This is a genomic window from Tessaracoccus lubricantis (assembly GCF_039544535.1).
Taxonomy (GTDB): domain Bacteria; phylum Actinomycetota; class Actinomycetes; order Propionibacteriales; family Propionibacteriaceae; genus Arachnia; species Arachnia lubricantis.
In genome coordinates, this window is record NZ_BAABLV010000002.1 from 1 (window position 1) to 16,499 (window position 16,499).

General features: G+C 69.8%; 15 protein-coding genes and 1 riboswitch. Of the genes, 4 read left to right on the top strand and 11 right to left on the bottom strand.

What is annotated here, in order from left to right:
- Window positions 1-512: 512 nt before the first annotated feature.
- Window positions 513-1,439 (bottom strand): C40 family peptidase, encoded by a 927-nt coding sequence (locus ABEA30_RS00315; RefSeq protein ID WP_345577276.1) that lies wholly within the window; start codon window positions 1,437-1,439, stop codon window positions 513-515.
- A gap of 188 nt (window positions 1,440-1,627) precedes the next feature.
- Between ABEA30_RS00315 and ABEA30_RS00320 the strand changes: the two genes are divergently transcribed.
- Window positions 1,628-3,118, top strand: coding sequence for an FAD-dependent oxidoreductase (locus ABEA30_RS00320; RefSeq protein ID WP_345577279.1), 1,491 nt, complete (start codon window positions 1,628-1,630; stop codon window positions 3,116-3,118).
- 29 nt (window positions 3,119-3,147) lie between these two features.
- On the opposite strand, the gene ABEA30_RS00325 is transcribed toward ABEA30_RS00320, so the two are convergent.
- The 5 genes from ABEA30_RS00325 to ABEA30_RS00345 all read right to left on the bottom strand — a co-directional run bounded on the left by ABEA30_RS00325 (window position 3,148) and on the right by ABEA30_RS00345 (window position 7,158).
- The gene (locus tag ABEA30_RS00325; RefSeq protein ID WP_345577282.1) at window positions 3,148-4,176 is read right to left on the bottom strand and encodes a DUF808 domain-containing protein; all 1,029 of its coding nucleotides are present in this window, start codon (window positions 4,174-4,176) and stop codon (window positions 3,148-3,150) included.
- A 45-nt stretch (window positions 4,177-4,221) separates the two neighbouring features.
- Window positions 4,222-5,163 carry a Sir2 family NAD-dependent protein deacetylase gene (locus tag ABEA30_RS00330; protein WP_345577285.1) on the bottom strand — a complete coding sequence of 314 codons (942 nt, stop codon included), beginning with the start codon at window positions 5,161-5,163 and terminating at the stop codon, window positions 4,222-4,224.
- 86 nt (window positions 5,164-5,249) lie between these two features.
- A complete protein-coding gene (locus ABEA30_RS00335; protein WP_345577288.1) occupies window positions 5,250-5,891 on the bottom strand; it encodes a DUF3618 domain-containing protein in 642 nt (213 codons plus the stop codon).
- The gene (locus ABEA30_RS00340; RefSeq protein WP_345577291.1) at window positions 5,888-6,409 is read right to left on the bottom strand and encodes a phage holin family protein; all 522 of its coding nucleotides are present in this window, start codon (window positions 6,407-6,409) and stop codon (window positions 5,888-5,890) included. The genes ABEA30_RS00335 and ABEA30_RS00340 overlap by 4 nt, the downstream gene beginning before the upstream one ends.
- Window positions 6,406-7,158 carry a DUF883 C-terminal domain-containing protein gene (locus tag ABEA30_RS00345; protein ID WP_345577294.1) on the bottom strand — a complete coding sequence of 251 codons (753 nt, stop codon included), beginning with the start codon at window positions 7,156-7,158 and terminating at the stop codon, window positions 6,406-6,408. Before ABEA30_RS00345 ends, ABEA30_RS00340 begins: the two co-directional genes overlap by 4 nt.
- 195 nt (window positions 7,159-7,353) lie before the next feature.
- Here ABEA30_RS00345 and ABEA30_RS00350 point away from each other — a divergent pair, with 195 nt between their 5' ends.
- The 3 genes from ABEA30_RS00350 (at window position 7,354) to ABEA30_RS00360 (ending at window position 9,798) form a co-directional block, all read left to right on the top strand.
- Window positions 7,354-8,613 (top strand): dicarboxylate/amino acid:cation symporter, encoded by a 1,260-nt coding sequence (locus ABEA30_RS00350; RefSeq protein ID WP_345577297.1) that lies wholly within the window; start codon window positions 7,354-7,356, stop codon window positions 8,611-8,613.
- 30 nt (window positions 8,614-8,643) lie between these two features.
- The gene (locus ABEA30_RS00355; RefSeq protein WP_345577299.1) at window positions 8,644-9,246 is read left to right on the top strand and encodes a DsbA family protein; all 603 of its coding nucleotides are present in this window, start codon (window positions 8,644-8,646) and stop codon (window positions 9,244-9,246) included.
- Window positions 9,247-9,312: 66 nt separating this feature from the next.
- Window positions 9,313-9,798 carry a flavodoxin domain-containing protein gene (locus ABEA30_RS00360; RefSeq protein WP_345577302.1) on the top strand — a complete coding sequence of 162 codons (486 nt, stop codon included), beginning with the start codon at window positions 9,313-9,315 and terminating at the stop codon, window positions 9,796-9,798.
- A 76-nt stretch (window positions 9,799-9,874) separates the two neighbouring features.
- On the opposite strand, the gene ABEA30_RS00365 is transcribed toward ABEA30_RS00360, so the two are convergent.
- The 5 genes from ABEA30_RS00365 to ABEA30_RS00385 all read right to left on the bottom strand — a co-directional run bounded on the left by ABEA30_RS00365 (window position 9,875) and on the right by ABEA30_RS00385 (window position 16,329).
- Complete coding sequence (locus ABEA30_RS00365) at window positions 9,875-10,639, bottom strand: extensin family protein (RefSeq protein WP_345577303.1); 765 nt, start codon at window positions 10,637-10,639, stop codon at window positions 9,875-9,877.
- 233 nt (window positions 10,640-10,872) lie between these two features.
- Window positions 10,873-12,531: an alpha-amylase family protein gene (locus ABEA30_RS00370; protein ID WP_345577305.1), complete on the bottom strand. Its 1,659-nt coding sequence runs from the start codon at window positions 12,529-12,531 to the stop codon at window positions 10,873-10,875.
- A gap of 13 nt (window positions 12,532-12,544) precedes the next feature.
- Window positions 12,545-13,501, bottom strand: a complete 957-nt coding sequence (locus ABEA30_RS00375; RefSeq protein WP_345577308.1) for a TIGR03885 family FMN-dependent LLM class oxidoreductase — start codon at window positions 13,499-13,501, stop codon at window positions 12,545-12,547.
- Between the two features lie 44 nt (window positions 13,502-13,545).
- Window positions 13,546-15,219: a DUF885 domain-containing protein gene (locus ABEA30_RS00380; RefSeq protein ID WP_345577311.1), complete on the bottom strand. Its 1,674-nt coding sequence runs from the start codon at window positions 15,217-15,219 to the stop codon at window positions 13,546-13,548.
- Between the two features lie 69 nt (window positions 15,220-15,288).
- Window positions 15,289-16,329, bottom strand: coding sequence for an LLM class flavin-dependent oxidoreductase (locus ABEA30_RS00385; protein WP_345577314.1), 1,041 nt, complete (start codon window positions 16,327-16,329; stop codon window positions 15,289-15,291).
- An 88-nt stretch (window positions 16,330-16,417) separates the two neighbouring features.
- Window positions 16,418-16,476: riboswitch (guanidine-III (ykkC-III) riboswitch) on the top strand.
- Window positions 16,477-16,499: the final 23 nt, after the last annotated feature.

The window sequence follows — 16,499 nt, forward strand, 5'->3', positions numbered from 1 at the left end:
CAAGCCAGAAGGCATTTCGCCTGTAACGCCGCACACAAACACCCCACCACCACCGGTGGATCAAGGCTGAGCTGAGCGTGACAGGTGCGAGGAACGAGCACCGTGTCACGACGAAGGGCCGCCGCAGCGTGACGCTTCGAACAAGCTGCGGGATTCCTCGGCGTCCACGCCGACAAATCCCGCTCCGTAATCCAGCCCGGATGCAAGGTGCGGGATTCTTCGGCATGGATGCCGACAAATCCCGAAGTGGAGTCAGAGTCGCCTGTCGACGGTGGCCCGAGCCGGCCTGTCGCGGTGGCTGCCCTCGCCCAGCGCAGGCACCGACGGCCCGCAGGTGGCAGGGCCCAAGCCTTGCCTCCTGGGCCGCTCGCAGCCGCGGGGCCCTTCGTCGTGACACGGTGCTCGTTCCTCGCACGCGTCACGCTCAGGGACCGGCACGCGTCACGCTCAGGGAACGGGGAGCCCACCGCCCTGTGGGGGGCCAGGGCGATGGGCTCGATCAGGGGGTGAACTCAGGCGTTGACGACGCGCGTGGCGCCGGCGAACGGCATGGAGTTCACGGAGGCGACTCGGACTCCGGTGCCGGGGTTGGCGGCGTCGACGATCTGGCCGTTGCCGATGTAGATGCCCACGTGGCTGATGGGGCTGTAGTAGAAGACGAGGTCGCCGGGCTGCAGCTGGCTCTTCGACACCCGCGTGCCCACGGAGATCTGCGAGCTCGAGGTGCGCGGCAGCGTCACGCCCACCTGCTTGTACGCCCAAGAGGTGAGGCCGGAGCAGTCGAACGACGACGGGCCGGCGCTGGCGTGGCGGTACGACGAGCCCACCTTGGACAGCGCGTGCTCGACGACCTGCTGACCCACGGTGATGTCCGGGATGGGCTTCTCGACGGGCACCCAGCTGAGCGCGGGGGCAGCGGCGGGGATCTTCGTCACCGGCGGGACGCTCGCGGTGGCGAACTGCACGATGTTGTTGATGACCCAGGCCTTCGCGGAGGTGTAGGTGCCGGTGGCGGTCTCGATGGTGGTGGTCACGGCGTACGAGCGGCAGGCGCCGCGGCCGGTGGCGGCAGTGTCGCACTCGGTCCTCCAGCGGCGGCCGTCCTTGCCGACCCAGTCGCCGGCCTTCGCCAGCGGGTTGCTGCCCCAGGTGCTGCGCTCCGACGGCAGGTAGGTCAGGGTGTTGAACACCCAGCCGTCGTGCGTGACGTAGCGCCCTTGGTGGTAAACGACGCTCGTGGCCCAGATGTCGGTGCTGCACCGCACGACGTCGGGGGAGTACATCTCGCACGAGGTGCGCCAGTAGCGCCCGTTGACCAGGTGGTGGCCCGGCTGGGTGTAGACGTTGCCGTCGGCCGCCTTGGCGTCACCGCTGTAGGCCACGCCCAGCGTCACGGCCATGACGGCCGCGATCAGGAGGTGGGTAGCTCGCTTCAACATGTGGTGGGGTGCCTTCCGGGTGTGTGACCCGGGGATACTAGGCACCTCATCCTGAGAAATCCAAATCATATTCTCAGGAACATCTGTTTCATCCGGGCATCGGGGCTCGTCAGGGCGACGACTCTGGGGGTCCGCTGAGAACCTCTCAGATCCTGTTCAGTGGCCCCGTCCGCGGCGTACGATGGCACATGGAGTCCTACTGGTTTGCCACTCATCCTCCGAAGACAGCCCTCTCCGCCTCCTTCAACGAAGGGGCCCATTTCGACGTCGTCGTCGCGGGGGCCGGGCTCACCGGCCTCACCACCGCACTCCTCCTCGCCCGCACCGGCCTGACGGTCGCCGTCGTCGAGGCCCGCACGGTGGGCGCCGTCACCACCGGGAACACGACGGCGAAGCTGTCGCTGCTGCAGGGCACCTCGCTCAGCGGCATCAGGTCACACCAGAGCGACAAGGTGCTCCGCGCCTACGTCGAGGGCCAGCGCGAGGGCCAGGCGTGGCTGACGCGCTTCCTCGACACCGTGGGCGTCGACTACGAACGCCGCACCGCCTACACCTACGCCACCACCCCCGACGGCGCGGACGCCCTCCGCAAGGAACTCGACGCCTCCCGCACCGGCGGGCTCGAGGAGGTCACCTGGACGGAGGAGACCGAGCTGCCGTTCGCGGTGACGGGCGCCCTGACGCTCCCGGACCAGGCCCAGATCCACCCGCTCAAGGTGCTCGACGCCCTGCTCGGCGAGTTCCTCGCACACAACGGCGTCGTGTTCGAAGGCACGCGCCTGCTCAACGCCGAGGGCGACGAGCCGGTGCGCGTCACCACCTCCGCCGGCGACCTCACCGCAGACCGCGTCGTGCTGGCCACCGGCATCCCGCCGCTCGACAGGGGCGGCTACTTCGCGAAGCTGGTGCCGGCCCGCTCGTACGCCACCGCGCACCGGGTGCCGGGGGACATCCCGCAGGGCATGTACCTCAGCGCCGACAGCCCCACCCATTCGCTGCGCACGCTCGACGACGGCGGGGAGCAGCTGCTGATGGTCGGCGGCCACGGGCACGTCGTGGGCCGCACCGACTCCGAGGCGGCCGCCCTCCAGAGCCTCGTGGCGTGGGCGGAGACCTCGTTCCCCGGCGCCGAACTGACCCACGCGTGGTCCGCCCAGGACTACCGCACCGTCGACCGCGTCCCCTACGTCGGCCGCATGCCGGGCGGGCACGGCGACATCTTCGTGGCCACGGGCTACAACAAGTGGGGCATGACCAACGCGATAGCGGCCGCGCTGAACCTCAGCGCACAGATGCTCGGCGGTTCCATGCCGTGGGCCGAGACGCTCACGGACCGCGGCACGTCGGTCACCGCGGTGGGGGAGGCGCTGAGCGCGAACCTCAAGGTGGCCGGCCACCTGGCGAAGGACTGGACGAAGGCGGAAGTGGGTTCGCTGCCCGACGGCCCGCCCGGCGAGGGCACGGGTGTCGTCGGGAGGCACGAGGGCAAGCCGGTGGCGGTGAGCACCGTTGGCGGGGTCACCTGCCGCGTCTCGGGCGTGTGTACCCACCTGGGCGGCATCGTGAACTGGAACGACGCCGAGAAGACGTGGGACTGCCCCCTGCACGGCTCGCGGTTCGCGGCCGACGGCACGGTGCTCGAGGGCCCGGCGTCGCGCGACCTCGGCCGCATCGACTAGCCGCCAGGCCCAGGACCCCGGCCCGGTGCCTAGCGCGTTTCGCCGGCGCCGGGCTCCGGGTCCGTCCTGGTGGCGGCGGAGGCCCGCGACTTCTCCGACGAAGGGACGACCGGCACCTCGACGGCGTCGGGCTGTTCCTCCTCCTCGTCGTGGTGCTTGCCGAACGGCAGGAAGTGCATGATCACCACGAGGATGGTGCCGAACACGATGCCGATGATCGCGGAGAAGAACGTGTTGACCAGCCATCCCAGGAGGCCGCCGCCAACGGCCTCCTCGAGGTGGTGCACGAAGTCGTAGACCGGGTGGAAGCCCAACTCGTGCATGCCGACCAGCAGGATGTGGCCGCCCACCCACAGCATCGCGGCGATGCCGACGGTCGACAGCACCCGCAAGACGACGGGCATCGCCTTGACCAGGCCCTCGCCGAGGCGCTTGGTGCTGGGCTTGGCCGCGAGGTTGAGCCCGACGTCGTCCATCTTCACGATGAACGCCACCACGCCGTAGACCAGCGCGGTGATGCCCAACGCCACGCCGACGAGGGCCGCGGCCCGGGTCCAGAAGCTGAGGTCGGTCACCTCGTTGAGCGAGATCACCATGATCTCGGCCGACAGGATGAAGTCGGTGCGGATGGCGCCGGTGACCATGTTCTTCTCGTAGTCGGCGCCCTTGACGATCGCCGGGGCCTTCTTCGCCTTCGAATGCCCGCTGACGGCCTCCCACAACTTCTCCACCCCCTCGTACGAGAGGTAGAGGCCGCCCAGCATCAGCAGGGGCGTCAACGCCCACTCCGCGAACTGGCTGAGCAGGAGGATGGCAGGCAGGATGAACGCCAGCTTGTTGATGATGGAGCCCTTGGCGATCTTCCAGATCACGGGCAGCTCGCGGTCTGGCGAGAACCCCTGGACGTAGCGCGGCGTCACGGCGGCATCGTCGACCACGACACCCACCGCCTTGCCCGACGCCCGTGCCGCGGCGGCGGCCACGTCGTCGACGGAGGCGGCAGCTGCGCGCGCGATCGCGGCGATGTCGTCCAGGAGGGCTGCGAGTCCGCCGGCCATGGGGCACCTCTTTCGTGGGGTTCGGTGGTCGAGATTCTAGGCGGGTCACCCAGTCAGCAGGGAGATCCACCGCCGGAGGGTGGGCTCCAGCCGGCCGTGGATGCGCAGGGTGGCCACGTCGTCGCCCCGTGTGCTGCCGTCGTTGGCGATGATGACCTCCTTGCCCTCACGCGCTGCGCGCCGGGCGAACCGCAGCCCGCTCATCACGGTGAGGCTCGACCCGAGTACCAGCAGCACGTCGGAGGCGTCGAGCAGCGCATTGGCGGCCGTGACGGTGTCGCGGTGGGCGTTCTCGCCGAAGAACACCACGTCCGGCTTGAGCATGCCGCCGCAGATGGCGCAGTCGGGGCAGGTGAAGTCCTGCGTCCGGTCCACCTCGGCGTCGCCGTCGGGGGCGGTCATGGCGTCGGCGGCCAGCTGGTCGAGCTGCGCGGCGAACCGGGGGTTGAGCTCGAGGAAGCGCTGCTGCAGGGCGTGCCGGTCGAAGAGGTGGCCACATTCCAGGCACAGCACCTGCGCGAGGTTGCCGTGCAGGTCGAGCACGGGGTGGGAACCGGCCTTCTGGTGCAGGCCGTCGACGTTCTGCGTCACGACGCCGGTGAGCGGGGTGAGCCGGCCCAGCTCGGCGAGCAGGCGGTGTGCCTCGTTGGGCTCGGCGCTGGAGAACGAGCGCCATCCGACGGTGGAGCGCGCCCAGTAGCGACGCCTGCTGAGGTCTGAACCCACGAACTCCTGGAACATCATCGGCGAGCGGGGCACGGCGTCGCGGCCACGGTAGTCCGGCAGCCCGGAGCCCGTCGACATGCCCGCCCCGGTCAGCACCATCGTCGGACGGCCGCGGAAGATGTCGGCGGCGGCCAGCAGGTCGTCGTCGTGCGACACGCGGCCGAAGTCGCCGGTGCCCGGCCCCCACGCCGCGGTGTTCGGAAGCACGACGGGGCCGTCGACGGCCGTGCGGAACCATCCGCCCACGTCTCGCGGGGTCATGGTGTCAACGATAGGGAATCCGGGGTGCGGGCACGAAGGAGCGCCCGGCTCGGGAACCAGGAGCCGGGCGCTCAGTTCTTCGGGCGTCAGAGCGGGTTGCGGTCGTCGGCGCGCACCTCGTCGACCGACTGCTGCGTCTGACCCTTCACCTCGTCGACGGCGTGCTGGGCGTCGCCCTTCACGTGCTCGGTGCCCTCCTGGGCGGCGTACTTGACGGAGTCGGCGGCGAGCTGGGCCGACGGCTTGAGGTGCTCGACCGCCTCCTGGCCCATCTTCTTCGCCTCCTCCACCAACGGCTGCGCCTTGTCCTTCGCCTGGCTGGCGAGTTCCTGCTCACGGCGGCTCGACGGGATCAACCCGCCCACCAACGCGCCCAGGCCGAAGGCGATCAGGCCCGCCGACAGCGGGTTGCTGCCCTGCGTCCGGCGACGCAGCTCGTGCGGCGCCTCCTGGACGGCGTGGGCGGCGTCGTCGACGGCGTGCTGCACCGAGTCGCGGGCGTCGCCGACGCGGTCCTTGGCGTCGCCCATCACGCCCTCGTCGTACGGATCGTACGGTGAGCCGAAGACGCGCTCCTTGAAGCCGCGCCCCTTGCCCTTGAGCTTGTCGACCTGACGCTGCGCGACGCGCGCAGGGTTGGCCGAGTCGGCGAGGGCGTTGACATTGTTGCTGAGATCGGTGCGGGTCCGCTCGATGTCGCGGCGGATCTGCTCGGGATTGTCAGTCATCGGTTCATCTCCTCATGGCCCTTGGCGGCGTTGGGAATCTTGCTCACGGTCTCTGTGGTCCTCGGGAGGCCCTGCATCTTGCTGAACTCGGACTTGCCGGTCATGGCGAGCACCAGGGCGATGACCAGGTAGATCACGCCGATGATGAGGCCGGACCAGCCCAGCGCGGGCTCGTCGTAGCTGCCGATGGCGATGGCGAGGCCCCACCATGCGGCCAGCGAGAGGAACAGGAGACCCAGGTAGCCGGTCACGGCGGCACCGGAGAAGAGGCCTGCGCCCTTCCCGGCGCGCGTCGCCGACTGCTTGATCTCGGCCTTGGCCAGGTCCACTTCCTGACGGATCAGGGTCGAGGCGTTGTCCAGCATGTCGCTGGCGATCTCGCCGAGCGACCGCGGGTCTGCCTCGCGGCGATACTGGCCGGCTTCGTCGAACGCAGTTGCGGGCGCGTGGTCACCCGGCTGGGGAGCCGTCTCCCCCGCGTGGTGCACGCGCTGCGCCTGTTCAGGGGTGTGACTCATAGGTTCCCCTGCCACGGGTTCGGCTGCGCCCCCGGGCCGGCTGAGAGGTCGGAGGGAACTTCGCGGCCGTAGTCGCCGGCCTCACCGAGGCGTTCCTCGCCGGGCGTGGTCAGGGCGTAGCCCTGCGCCGCGCTGCTCGGGGGGTGGTAGCCGCTGGTGTCACTGGCCAGCTGCGGCACGTCGTCGGGATCGGAATCCTTCAGCCCGCGCGCGAGGCGTCCGACGACGAGGCCGGCGCCGGCGGCGATGGCCAGGAACGTCCACGGGTTGCGGGCCGCGTAGCGGCGCACGCTGCCCATGACCTGGTCGGGGTCGTTGTCGCGCAGCCAGCTGGAGGCGCGGCGGCCCCAGTCGTGCGCGTCGCCGGCGAACTGGGTGAGGGGGCCGTCGGTCTGCGTGTTGGCGGACATGACGCCGAGCTCCTCGGTCAGTGCATCGACGGTGTCGGCGAGCTTGGCCTGCAGCGTGTTGGCCTGCGAACGCAGTTCGCCGACCCCCTCGTCGAGCAGTCGTCTGCCCTGGTACTTCGCTTCGCGGGCGACCTGCCCGGCCTCGAACTTGGCGGAGTCGACGACGTCACGGCCAGCGCTGACGGCCGTGTCCTTGACGTCGCGGGCCGGGCCCTTCAACGACTCGGCGGCCTGCTCGGTGCGTCCGGGGGTGGTGGCGTCGGCGTCGAACCCGCGGTAGCCGGAATCGACGGGGACCTGAGGCTCGTTGGGTCGAGGCTCGAAATCGTGGGAGGACATAAGTGGGACTCCTCTCGTAGTGGTCTCACGCGGCTGAGAAGCCGTATTACTCGACGCTAGTTCGATGGGGACGAGGGGGACAGGCCCTTAAAGGTGTGAATCACCCGGGCACCCAGGAGTAAAATCGCGCCCGCCGCATCTCGCATGGGACGGCCCGATGCTCGGGAACCGGGGGGCGTCGCGTATTTTTCTCCCATGAGTGCTGAGACCATCCGGGCCCGGAAGAAGTTCACCTTCGGGCTGCTGCCCCAGATCGTCGTCGCCATCGTGCTCGGCGTGCTGCTGGGCACCGTGTTGCCTGACTGGGCCACGCGCATCTTCGTGACGTTCAACGGACTGTTCGGACAGTTTCTGGGCTTCGCGATCCCGCTGATCATCCTCGGCCTCATCGCCCCGGCCATCGCCGACCTGGGCCGCGGCGCAGGGAAGTGGTTGGCCATCACCGGCGGCATCGCCTACCTCTCGACCCTCATCGCAGGCTTCATGGGCTACGGGGCCTCGATGCTGGTGCTGCCGCGGGTGCTCCCCGCCGACGGCGCGCAGTCGCTGACGAACCCCGACGAGGCGCTGCTGACCCCCTACTTCGAACTGCCCATCCCGCCGCTGTTCGGGGTGACCACCGCCGTCGTGCTGGCGTTCGTCGTGGGCATCGCGCTCACCGTCGTGGAGGGTGGCGCACTGCTGCGCGGCTTCCGCGAGCTGCGCGACCTCGTCAACTGGGTGATCGCCAAGGTCATCATCCCGCTGCTGCCGATCTACATCTTCGGCATCTTCCTCAACATGACGCAGGGCGGCCAGGTGGCGACGGTCATCGTCACGTTCCTGGGCGTGGTCGTGTTCGTCTTCATCCTGACGTGGATCATGCTCGTGCTGCAGTTCGTGGTGGCCGGGGCATTCGTCGGCAAGAACCCGTTCAGGATGCTGGGCAACATGCTCCCGGCCTACGCGACGGCGCTGGGCACCTCGTCGTCGGCCGCGACCATCCCGGTGACGCTGCGCTCGACCCTGAAGAACGGCGTCTCGCAGCCGGTGGCCGCGTTCGCGGTGCCGCTGTGCGCCACCATCCACCTGGCCGGCTCGATGATCAAGATCACCTGCTTCTCGATCGCCGTGATGATGCTGTCGGGGGCAGCCATCGAACCGGGCCTCATGATCGCGTTCATCTTCATGCTCGGCATCATGATGGTCGCCGCGCCCGGCGTGCCCGGCGGCGCGATCATGACGGCGGTGGGCCTGCTGACGTCGATGCTCGGCTTCACCGAGGCCCAGGTGGGCCTGATGATCGCCACCTACATCGCCATCGACTCCTTCGGCACCGCCACCAACGTGACGGGCGACGGCGCCATCGCCGCGATCGTCGACAAGCTGGTGCGCTCGTCGAAGGGCCAGGAACAGCTCGCCGACGAGGCCACCGCGCGCGCCGACGTGGAGGCATCTGACGCGCTGGCCAGCTGACCCGGTTGGGCGGTGTGGTAAGATGGGTACATGACGACGAACGTTGATTTCTGGTTCGATCCCACCTGCCCGTGGGCCTGGATGACCTCGCGCTGGATGCTCGAGGTGGAGAAGGTCCGCGACGTCAAGACCACCTTCCACGTGATGAGCCTCGCCGTGCTGAACGACGGCCGCGAGCTCTCGCCGGGCTATCGCGCGCACATCGACAAGGCGTGGGTGCCCGCCCGCGCCGCGCTGCTCGTCGAACAGCGTCACGGTTCGGACAAGCTGCTGGAGTTCTACAACGAGATCGGCACGCGCTTCCACCCGAACGGCGAGGAGGTGTCGCCGGAGACGGTCAAGGCGGCGCTCGCCGCCGTCGGCGCGGATGCCGACATCCTCGACATCGCGCTGACGGGCGACATCGACGACGACCTGCGCCGCTCGCACCACGAGGGCATGGACCCGGTGGGCGACGAGGTGGGCACCCCGGTGCTGCGCGTCAACGGCATGAGCCTGTTCGGCCCGGTCATCTCGCCCGCCCCGAAGGGCGAGGAGGCCGGCGAACTGTTCGACGGTTTCGTGAAGGTCACCTCGTACCCCGGGTTCTTCGAGTTGAAGCGCACCCGCACGGTGGGGCCGATCTTCGACTGATCCCAGGGCCCCGTTGAGGGGTACCCCGGAGGCGGCGCGGAGATGCCGGTCACTAAGATATGCACCATGAATTTGGTTTTAGTGGCCTACGCCACCCGCACCGCCTCCGCTCGCGACGTGGCTGAGCTCGTGGCGGACGTGTTCCGCGAGGGCGGCCACGACGTGCGCGTCTCCGACCTGAAGGGCCAGCCCGCCGTCGACGGCGCGGATCTCGTCGTCTTCGGCAGCGGGATCAATGCGAACAACTGGTACTCCGAGGCGACGACGTGGGCCGCGTCGCGCGCCGACGACCTGCGCGCCACGCGCGTTGCGGTGTTCAACACCTGCCTGAGCGCGAAGGACCCCGCTGCCCGCGACCAGGCCTTGGGGTACAACGCGCAGATGGTGGAGCTGACGGGCGCAGAGGCCAGTGAGTCGTTCGCCGGCCGGTACGTCCCGGCGAAGGTGGGTTTCTTCCGGCGGCTGCTGATGCGCTCGATGAACCATGGTGAGCAGGACCACCTGGACCCCGCCGCCGTGCGCCGCTGGGCGCAGGGGTTGGCTGCTTCCTGAGCTGGCGGGGGACAGGGCCCCACGTCTCGATCCAGTGCCGGCGGCCGTGGTCAGACCCCCGGCCGGTCCGGTGGTCCTAGGTGGCGCCGGCGGCGGCGTCGAGGAATGCGCCCCAGCCCTCCGTCGAGGCCAGTCGCTGCGTGATGCCGTACTCCTGCTGCACGGCCCGCGCCGCGTCGCGGGTCGACTGCCCGAAGCCACCGTCGGCCGGCACGTCACGCCCGAACACCCAGCGCAGCACGCCCTGCACCAGCAGCACGTGCGTCCGCGAGCCCTCGTTGAAGCCGAAGGTGTCGTAGCCACTGACGCCGTTGTCGATGTGGATGTGGTTGTGGTGCTGCTCGTTGTAGCGGTACGTGAGCGTGTAGTTGAAGTGCTTCGCCAACGAGGCGGCGAGCCGCCAGTACAGCGCCAGGCGCGGGGCGTCCTCTCCCCAGGTGTCGTAGCGGCAGGAGACCTGGGTGCCGTCGGCGTGCGTGAGGACGCCGAAGTCGAAGGCGCGCCCGGCCGCGTGCCAGGAACCGCACTTGTCGACGTGCGCGCCGTACGTGGACACCGCCGTCAGGGGGCCGAGCCCGCTGACCGCGACCCAGTCGGCCGCCCAGGCCTCCAGTTGGTCGACGAAGCGGGGGTCGGCGTTGAAGCTCTGCTCGGTGCCCGTGATCTCGTAGCGCAGCGGCGCCCCACCCAGCGTGGCGAACGACGTGAGCGCCTCAGGCGTGCGGCACGCGACGCGCTCCTCCCTGGGCGCGTCGAAGTCGCCCGACTGGGAACCGAAGCGGCCGCACGCGGCCAGCGGGAGGGCCGCGGCGCCGAGGAGGAGCGCGCGCCGGGTAGTCATGCGGGTCAGCGTAATGCGAGCTCCGCACCGGTCCATCCACCTTGGGTACCGGTGAACCCCGGCCTTCCGCGCCGCGGTTGGGGGGTAGGGCAGCCATTGAGACTGGGCGGGCTGGGTCGACGGCGCCTCGCCGCATCAGGCCCGGCGCTGGCGTGGTTGCTGCCCTGCTCAGAGCAACCATCCGGCACCTCGACGTGCAGCGAACGACCCCCGTCACCCCGAAGCAGTCCGGATCAGGCGGGAGGCTGCACGACGCGGAACCACCGGTAGCCGTAGCCGTCCAGGGCCAGCTCGAGGCCACCGTCGTGGGCGACGACGGACTCGCCGTCGAGGAGGTCCTCGACGACATCCTGCTCACCCAACAACCCCGAGAGGGAGACCGTGGCGCCGTCGGCGGAGAAGTTGTGCACCGCCAGGACGTAGGACTCCTCCAGTTGCATGCGGTGCGCCAGCACCGACGGCGCGTCGTGCTCGACGACGCTGAACTCGCCCCAACCAACCTCGGGCCGCCGTCGGCGCAGCCCGATCAGGGTGCGCATGAACGACCACAGCGAGCCAGGATCATGCTCCTGGTCCGCCACGTTGACGTGCTCCGGGCCGAAGCCGTCGCCGACGGGCGGCTGGATCAGCCTGCTCGGCGGGGCGCTGGAGAAGCCACCGTTGCGGCTGGTGTCCCACTGCATCGGGGTGCGCACCGACATGCGGCCGTGCGCAGCCAGGTCCTCACCCATGCCGATCTCCTCGCCGTAGTAGAGGGTGGGCGAGCCGGGCAGCGAGAACATCAACGAGTACGCCATGCGGATGCGCCGAGGGTCGCCGGCGAACATCGGTGGGAGGCGACGCTTGAGCCCCCGGTTGTAGACCCGCATCTCCTCCTCGGGGCCGAAGGCGGCGAAGACCTCCTCGCGTTCGTCGTCGGTGAGCTTGTCGAGCGTGAGCTCGTCGTGGTTGCGCAGGAACGTGGCCCACTGGCACGTGGGGTGGATCTCCGGCCGGGTCTCGAGCGCCTTGATGAGCGGCGCCGGGTCCTGGCGCGCGAATGACAGGTAGGTGGCCTGCATGGCGATGAAGTCGAACATCATGTGGAGTTCGTCGCCGCGTTCCTCGCCGAAGTACTTGAACTGCTCCTCGTGCGGCACGTTCACCTCGCCCAGCAGCATGGCGTCGCCCTTGCGGCGGCCGAGGAAGTCGCGGATCTGGCGCAGCACGTCGTGCGGGTCGACGTACATGGTGGGCGTGGTGGCGGTCTCGGAGTTCTGCAGCAGGAACGGCACCGCGTCGACGCGGAAGCCGTCGATGCCCAGCTCCACCCAGAAGCCGATGGCGCGCAGGATCTCGTCCATCACCTCGGGGTTGGCCACGTTGAGGTCGGGCTGGTGCTGGTAGAAGTGGTGGAGGTACCACTCGCCGGTGCGGTCGTCCTTGGTCCAGATGCCGTCCTCCTCGCCGGGGAACACCACCTCGGCAGACGTGTCGCCCGGGTCGTCCTCGCGCCAGACGTAGTAGTCGCGGAACTTGTTGCTGGTGCTGCGGCGCGACGCCACGAACCAGGGGTGCTGGTCGGAGGTGTGGTTGATGATGAGGTCTGCCACCACCCGGATGCCACGGCTGTGCGCGGTGCGGATGACCTCCAGGAGTTCTCCGTGGTTGCCGAGCCGGGGGTCGACGCCGTAGAAGTCCTTGACGTCGTAGCCGTCGTCGCGGTCAGGGCTCGGGTAGAACGGCATCAGCCACAGCGTGTTGACGCCGAGTTGGGCCAGGTAGTCGATGCGCTCGGCCAAGCCGGCGAGGTCGCCCACGCCGTCGCCGTCGCTGTCCAGGTAGGTCTCGATGTCGAGGCAGTAGATGATGGCGCTCTTCCACCACAGGTCGCTGGTGTCGGTGATTCGCATGTGTCTTTCCTTGTCAGGCGAACTCGGGCAGCACCTTGCTGCCGAACTCGTCGAGGTAGGGCTGCTGGTCCTGACCCACGAAGTGCAGGTAGATGTCGTCGAAGCCGAGGGCCGCGTACTCCTGGATCCAGGCGACGTGGCGCGCCGGGTCCTCGGAGATCCGCACGGCCTTGCGCACGTCGTCGAGCGTGACGTGCGACGCGGCGACGTCGAAGCCCTCGACGGTGGCGATGTCCCACGTGAGGGGCGCGCCGACGGCGTTGCCCGCCCACTGGTCATGCGCGATGCGTTCCGCCTCGTCGAGCGACGGTGCCCAGCTGAGGTGCAGCTGCAGCGCGAGTCGCCCGCGGCCGCCGGCGCCGCGGTAGGCGTCGATGACCCTGCGCAGCGTCTCGTGGCTCTGGTTCACGGTGACCAAGCCGTCGGCCCACGCGGCGATCCGCGCGGCCGACTCGGCCGACACGGCGGGCCCGATGAGGAGGGGTTTCTCCTCGGGCAGGTCCCACAGGCGCGCCTGGTTCACGGTGACCAGGCCGTCGTGCGAGACCTCCTCGCCGTCGAGGAGCCGGCTGATGATGCCGACGCACTCGTCGAGGCGCTGCTCGCGGACCTCCTTGCGGGGCCAGGCGTCGCCGGTGATGTTCTCGTTCATCGCCTCGCCACTGGCCAGCGCGGCCCAGAACCGCCCGGGGAACATCGCGCCCAGCGTGGCGATCGCCTGCGCCAGCACCGCAGGGTGGTACCGCTGCCCGGGCGCGGTGACGCAGCCGAAGGCCAGGTTCGTCGTGGCGAGCGCCGCCCCGAGCCAGCTCCACGTGTGGCCGGAGTGTCCCTGCGCGCTGGACCACGGCACGAAGTGGTCCGAGCACATGGCCATCTGGAAGCCGGCCCGCTCGGCGGCCTGGACGTCCTGCAGCAGCTGGCCCGGGGCGATCTGCTCGTGTGATGCGTGGAAACCGAGTCGCGTCATGCCCCCAGTCCAACCCATGCCGGGGCCAAGCCGCAGCAATTCGGCTACTTCAGCAGCGCCTCGCGGAGGGTGTCGAGGCCCACGGAGCCAAGGTCGAGGGCTCGTCGGTGGAACCGCTTCAGGTCGAACGAGTCGCCCTCACGGGCAGCGGCCTCGTCACGGGCGCGCTCCCACAGCCGCTGGCCCACCTTGTACGACGGCGCCTGCCCGGGCCAGCCGAGGTAGCGGTCCAGCTCGAAGCGGAGGAACTCCTCGGCCATGTTCGCGTTGGCCTTGAAGAACTCCCACGCCTTCGGCTCGTCCCAGGTGCCGCCGCCCCACTTCTCGGGGGCCTCCTTGCCGAGGTGCACGCCGATGTCGAGCACGACGCGGGCCGCGCGCATGCGCTGTGCGTCGAGCATGCCCATGCGGTCGCCGTGGTCGGCGAGGTAGCCGAGGTCCTCCATCAGCCGCTCGGCGTACAGCGCCCAGCCCTCGCCGTGACCGGACACCCAGCACGCGAGGCGCCGCCACGAGTTGAGCAGCGCGGAGCGGTAGATCGTCTGGCCGATCTGGAGGTGATGGCCGGGGACGCCCTCGTGGTAGACGGTGGTCCTCTCACGCCACGTGCCGAAGCGCTCGACGCCCTCGGGCACGGACCACCACATGCGGCCAGGCCGGGAGAAGTCGGCCGAGGGCCCCGTGTAGTAGATGGCTCCCGTGTGGCTGGGGGCGATCATGCACTCGAGCGTGCGCACCGGCTCGGGGATGTCGAAGTGGACGCCGGCCAACTCGGCGACGGCCTGGTCCGAGGTCTCCTGCATCCATCGCTGCAGGGCGTCCACGCCGTCGAGCTGACGGGTGACGTCGTCGTCGAGGCGGCGCATGGCCTCCTCGGGCGAGGTGCCCTCGCCGTAGAGCTGGAGCGCGATGTTCTCCTGCTCGGCGACGATGCGGTGCAGCTCTTCCAGGCCCCATTCGTAGGTCTCGTCGAGGTCGATGCGGGCACCGAGGAAGTACTGCGAGAAGCGCTCGTAGCGTTCACGGCCCACCGCGTCGTCCTCGGGGGCGCGGGGAGCGAGCTCCTCGAGGGCCTGGGCCAGGCGGCCGTACGCCTCGCGGGCGGCGTCGGCGCTGCGCTGCAGCGAGGCCAAGGTCGCGTCGGGCACCTGTGCGGAGGCCGCGAAGCGCGACCAGAACGAATCCTCGCCGGCCAGGTCCCGGGCTTGTTTGATGCCGATCTCGATCTGGCGGATCGCCGGGAACGGGCCGTCGGCGTCGGCGGCGGCGTGGCGCAGCGACACGACGTAGCCGTCGACGGCGGCGGGGACGTTGCCCATGCGCTGGGCGATGACCTCCCACTGTTCGAGGGTGTCGGTCGGCATCAGGTCGAAGACGTCGCGGATGACCTGCAGCGGGGACGCGAGGTTGTTGAGGTTCGCGTAGCCCTCGCCGGCGTCGTGGAGGGCGAGTTCGAGCGAGAGCCGCTCCTCCATGGCGGCGGCGGTCACCTCGTCGACGGCATCCTGCGGGGCGGTGCGACGCACCTGGGCGAGGGCGGCGCGGGCGGCGTCGGCGCGCGCGTCGAGGCCGGCCGGGGAGAAGTCGTCGAGCAGATGGTCGTGGCCGGGGATGCCCCAGTGGGTCGCCGAGATGGGCGAGAGCTTGGCCAGCGTGGCGACGAGGTCGTCGGCGATCTGGTCCAGGGGGGTGCTGGGTCGCGCGGGCGTGTCTGTCATGGCCTCGACGCTAGCACCGCGCCCCGTGGGGCCCGGGCATCCCCACGGGAAACCGGCGCGCGCTCACGGTCAGCTGTCGGCGAGCATGTCCTTCACCAGTGGCACCACCTCGGTGCCGTACAGCTCGATGGAGCGCATGATCGCCTCGTGCGACAGGCGGCCGGCCGAGACCTTCAGCTGGTAGCGGGTGGCACCCAGCGCCTTCATGCCGTCAGCGATCTTGCGGGCCACCGTCTCCGGCGAGCCGGCGGCCATGGAGCCGTGCGCGGCCTCGTTGTCGAAGTGGTCGCGCCCCATGTGGCCCCAGCCGCGCTCGCCGCCGATGCGGCGGCTCTGCTCGAGCCACGCCGGGTACAGCTGCTCGAGGGCCTCCTCGTCGGTGGGCGCGACGTGGCCGTAGCTGTGGTAGCCGATGGGCTGCGGCTCCTTGCCGAGCTCCTGGAGGGCCCGACGGTGCAGCTCGGCGAACGGCGCGAACCGCGCGGTGGGCCCGCCGATGATGGCCAGCATGAGCGGCAACCCGTACGACGCGGCCCGCACCACCGACTGCGGGCTGCCGCCGACGGCGACCCAGGTCTTCAGCGGCCCCTCGGCGAGCTTCGGGAAGAGCTCCACGTCCTTCAGGTCCTGCGTGTGCTTGCCCTCCCACGTGTGCCGGCCGCCCTGGATGAGCTGCGCGAAGAGGGCGAGCTTCTCCTCGAAGAGCTCCTCGTAGTCGCGCAGGTTGTAGCCGAACAGCGGGAAGGACTCCGTGAAGGAGCCGCGGCCGACGACGATCTCGGCGCGGCCGGAGCTGATGGCGTCGAGCGTGGCGAAGCGTTCGAACACGCGCACAGGGTCGTCGGAGCTGAGCACGGTGACGGCGGAGGCCAGCTTGATGTGTTCGGTGCGGGCCGCGATGGCGGCGAGCACCATCTCCGGTGAGGAGACGGCGAAGTCGTCGCGGTGGTGCTCGCCGATGCCGATGGCATGGAGGCCGACCCGGTCCGCCAGGACGCCCTCCTCGACGACGTTGCGCACCACCTGGTCGTGCGAGACCAAGGTGCCGTCCGCGTCGGCGGTGATGTCGCCGAACGTGTCGATGCCGAATTCGAGAGCGTCGATGTCCATGCCCACTCCAACAATGTTTAGGGTTCAACTATTCCGGAGTGTAGTCGATGGCAGGGCTTGGGGCGGGGCGCACGCGTAGCTAGGCTCGGCCCCGGCGACCCGCCCCGGACGACGGATCAGTACCCGGTGAAGACAAGACTGGCCCCCTCCCCGGAGGGCGAGCAAGAAGG

What these genes read in the sequence shown, in the direction of transcription:
- ABEA30_RS00315 (WP_345577276.1), bottom strand. Translation starts at nt 1,439, where the DNA reads ATGTTGAAGCGAGCTACCCACCTCCTGATCGCGGCCGTCATGGCCGTG.
- ABEA30_RS00320 (WP_345577279.1), top strand. Translation starts at nt 1,628, where the DNA reads ATGGAGTCCTACTGGTTTGCCACTCATCCTCCGAAGACAGCCCTCTCC.
- ABEA30_RS00325 (WP_345577282.1), bottom strand. Translation starts at nt 4,176, where the DNA reads ATGGCCGGCGGACTCGCAGCCCTCCTGGACGACATCGCCGCGATCGCG.
- ABEA30_RS00330 (WP_345577285.1), bottom strand. Translation starts at nt 5,163, where the DNA reads ATGACCCCGCGAGACGTGGGCGGATGGTTCCGCACGGCCGTCGACGGC.
- ABEA30_RS00335 (WP_345577288.1), bottom strand. Translation starts at nt 5,891, where the DNA reads ATGACTGACAATCCCGAGCAGATCCGCCGCGACATCGAGCGGACCCGC.
- ABEA30_RS00340 (WP_345577291.1), bottom strand. Translation starts at nt 6,409, where the DNA reads ATGAGTCACACCCCTGAACAGGCGCAGCGCGTGCACCACGCGGGGGAG.
- ABEA30_RS00345 (WP_345577294.1), bottom strand. Translation starts at nt 7,158, where the DNA reads ATGTCCTCCCACGATTTCGAGCCTCGACCCAACGAGCCTCAGGTCCCC.
- ABEA30_RS00350 (WP_345577297.1), top strand. Translation starts at nt 7,354, where the DNA reads ATGAGTGCTGAGACCATCCGGGCCCGGAAGAAGTTCACCTTCGGGCTG.
- ABEA30_RS00355 (WP_345577299.1), top strand. Translation starts at nt 8,644, where the DNA reads ATGACGACGAACGTTGATTTCTGGTTCGATCCCACCTGCCCGTGGGCC.
- ABEA30_RS00360 (WP_345577302.1), top strand. Translation starts at nt 9,313, where the DNA reads ATGAATTTGGTTTTAGTGGCCTACGCCACCCGCACCGCCTCCGCTCGC.
- ABEA30_RS00365 (WP_345577303.1), bottom strand. Translation starts at nt 10,639, where the DNA reads ATGACTACCCGGCGCGCGCTCCTCCTCGGCGCCGCGGCCCTCCCGCTG.
- ABEA30_RS00370 (WP_345577305.1), bottom strand. Translation starts at nt 12,531, where the DNA reads ATGCGAATCACCGACACCAGCGACCTGTGGTGGAAGAGCGCCATCATC.
- ABEA30_RS00375 (WP_345577308.1), bottom strand. Translation starts at nt 13,501, where the DNA reads ATGACGCGACTCGGTTTCCACGCATCACACGAGCAGATCGCCCCGGGC.
- ABEA30_RS00380 (WP_345577311.1), bottom strand. Translation starts at nt 15,219, where the DNA reads ATGACAGACACGCCCGCGCGACCCAGCACCCCCCTGGACCAGATCGCC.
- ABEA30_RS00385 (WP_345577314.1), bottom strand. Translation starts at nt 16,329, where the DNA reads ATGGACATCGACGCTCTCGAATTCGGCATCGACACGTTCGGCGACATC.